The organism is Neisseria sp. P0021.S005 (assembly GCF_051956955.1).
Genome location: NZ_JBQCWY010000514.1, coordinates 1 through 2,196, shown reverse-complemented (window position 1 = coordinate 2,196; position 2,196 = coordinate 1). Strand labels below are relative to the sequence as shown.

The following is a 2,196-nucleotide window of genomic DNA, read 5'->3' as shown; positions in this document are numbered from 1 at the left end:
AGATTAAATGAGCGAAATCAATTTGTCGGATTTGCCTAAAACAGAAATAGTAGATGTCCATATTGCTTCGCCGGGGGCGAGGGTTGCGGCATATTTGTTGAATAATCTGTTTACTTTTTTGATATGGGTACCATTCATTGTGATGGTAGTTTTCACTTTTGATGAAAGCAAAGAATTAGTTTCGGAGTCTTCTCTTTCTAATACTCCTGACTATGCAGTCATAACATTTTTTATTTCTTTGGCTGTCTATTTGGTTTTTGGTATCTTCCAACTGTATTACATGAGCCGAGACGGTCAGTCTTTAGGTAAAAAAATTATGGGCATCCGGGTGTTAAAAAGTGACGGTAGTAATCCGGGTTTTGGTGGTACGGTTTTGATACGCGAAGTGGCTTGGTCATTCATTGTCGGTATTATAGTCATTGCGGTAATGTTGGCAGTAAATGAAACAGGTGGAGATTTGGTTTCTCTGCTTATGACTTTCATCAACTTCATCATGCTCTTCTCCGTCAAACGCAACCGTCGCACGCTCTACGATATGCTGGCCGATACGGTTGTCGTCAAATTGCCGCCGCGCCGATAAATCGCTTTTTTGTGTTAAAATCAGCACTTTCCAACATAGGCCGTCTGAAAAATAGCTTTCAGACGGCCTTTCGACACGCTATTGATTCCATGAAAAAACATCTGTACCGCATTACGCTCGTCAGTATTGCCGCAGCCATTCTTGCCGCCTGCCCGAGCAAAAGCATTAAAAATCTTCCCGAAACCGACACCAGCGTTATCAAAGGTCCTGATCGCCCCACCGGTACGCCTGATCCCATCGGTACGACTGTAAGCGGGGGAGGAGCAAACTACACCGTTGTTTCCTACAACGAACTGCCGCACTGGAGCACCCAACACTTCGCCAAAAGCCTGCAATCTTTCCGCTTAGGCTGTGAAAAACTTAAAAACCGCCAAGGCTGGCAGGACGTTTGTATCCAAGCCATGCAAACACCGGTGCACCATTTCCAAGCCAAACACTTTTTCGAGCGCTATTTCACCGCATGGCGCGTCGATAACGGCGGCAATCCTGCCGGCACCATTACCGGCTATTACGAACCGGTCCTGCACGGCGACGACAAATCCACAAGCCAATCCCGTTTCCCTATTTACGGCATTCCGAACGATTTTGTTTCCGTTCCGCTGGCTGCAAACTTGAGGGGCAGCAAAGCCACCGTCCGCATCCGTCAAACCGGCCCAAACAGCGGCGTCATCGACAACAGCGGCACATACACGGCCGACTTGTCCAGATTCCCGATTACAGCACGCAGTACTGCGCTGAAAGGCCGTTTTGAAGGCAGTCGTTTTGTTCCTTACCACACCCGCAGCCAAATCAACGGCGGCGCGCTTAACGGCAAAGCGCCGATTTTGGGTTATGCAGATGATCCGGTCGAACTTTTCTTTATGCACATTCAAGGTTCGGGCCGTCTGAAAACGCCGTCCGGCAAATACATCCGTGTCGGATTTGCCGATAAAAACGAACATCCGTATGTTTCCATCGGCCGTTATATGGCGGACAAAGGCTATCTGCCGCTGGGTCAGACCAGTATGCAGGGCATCAAGGCCTATATGAAGCAAAACCCCGGCCGCCTTGCCGAAGTTTTGGGACAAAATCCAAGCTACGTCTTTTTCCGCGAGCTGACCGGCAGCAGTGATTCCGGCCCGGTGGGCGCATTGGGTACGCCGTTGATGGGCGAATACGCCGGTGCCATCGACCGCCACTACATCACGCTTGGCGCACCGCTGTTTGTCGCCACTGCTCATCCGATTACCAAAAAAGCCCTCAACCGCCTGATTATGGCGCAAGATACCGGCAGCGCGATCAAAGGCGCGGTCCGTGTGGATTATTTCTGGGGCTATGGCGACGAGGCAGGCGAAGTGGCTGGCAAAATGAAAACCACAGGCTATGTATGGCAGCTCTTGCCCAACGGCATGAAACCGGAATACCGTCCATAAACAGCGGTTTAAAAAAAGGCCGTCTGAAACCAAGATTCAGGTTTCAGACGGCCTTTTTATTTCTATAAAAATGCGGTAGGTTTTAAAAACCTGCCGCGGTATGGGGACATACAGCTCGGACGGTAAGCCGGGTTCTGTCGCGGACAGTCATTCCTCTAGGCACATCATTGCTGGTGTGCTCAAGCAACCTACCCGAACGCTCGG

The 2,196-nt window shown here is 50.0% G+C and carries 2 protein-coding genes; both read left to right on the top strand.

The window, feature by feature from the left end:
• Positions 1 to 7: 7 nt before the first annotated feature.
• Complete coding sequence (locus ACTHUE_RS16300; RefSeq protein ID WP_070584504.1) at positions 8 to 580, top strand: RDD family protein; 573 nt, start codon at positions 8 to 10, stop codon at positions 578 to 580.
• An 89-nt stretch (positions 581 to 669) separates the two neighbouring features.
• The gene (gene mltA / locus ACTHUE_RS16295) at positions 670 to 1,992 is read left to right on the top strand and encodes a murein transglycosylase A (protein WP_107868156.1); all 1,323 of its coding nucleotides are present in this window, start codon (positions 670 to 672) and stop codon (positions 1,990 to 1,992) included.
• Positions 1,993 to 2,196 lie beyond the last annotated feature (204 nt).

What these genes read in the sequence shown, in the direction of transcription:
- ACTHUE_RS16300 (WP_070584504.1), top strand. Translation starts at nt 8, where the DNA reads ATGAGCGAAATCAATTTGTCGGATTTGCCTAAAACAGAAATAGTAGAT.
- mltA (WP_107868156.1), top strand. Translation starts at nt 670, where the DNA reads ATGAAAAAACATCTGTACCGCATTACGCTCGTCAGTATTGCCGCAGCC.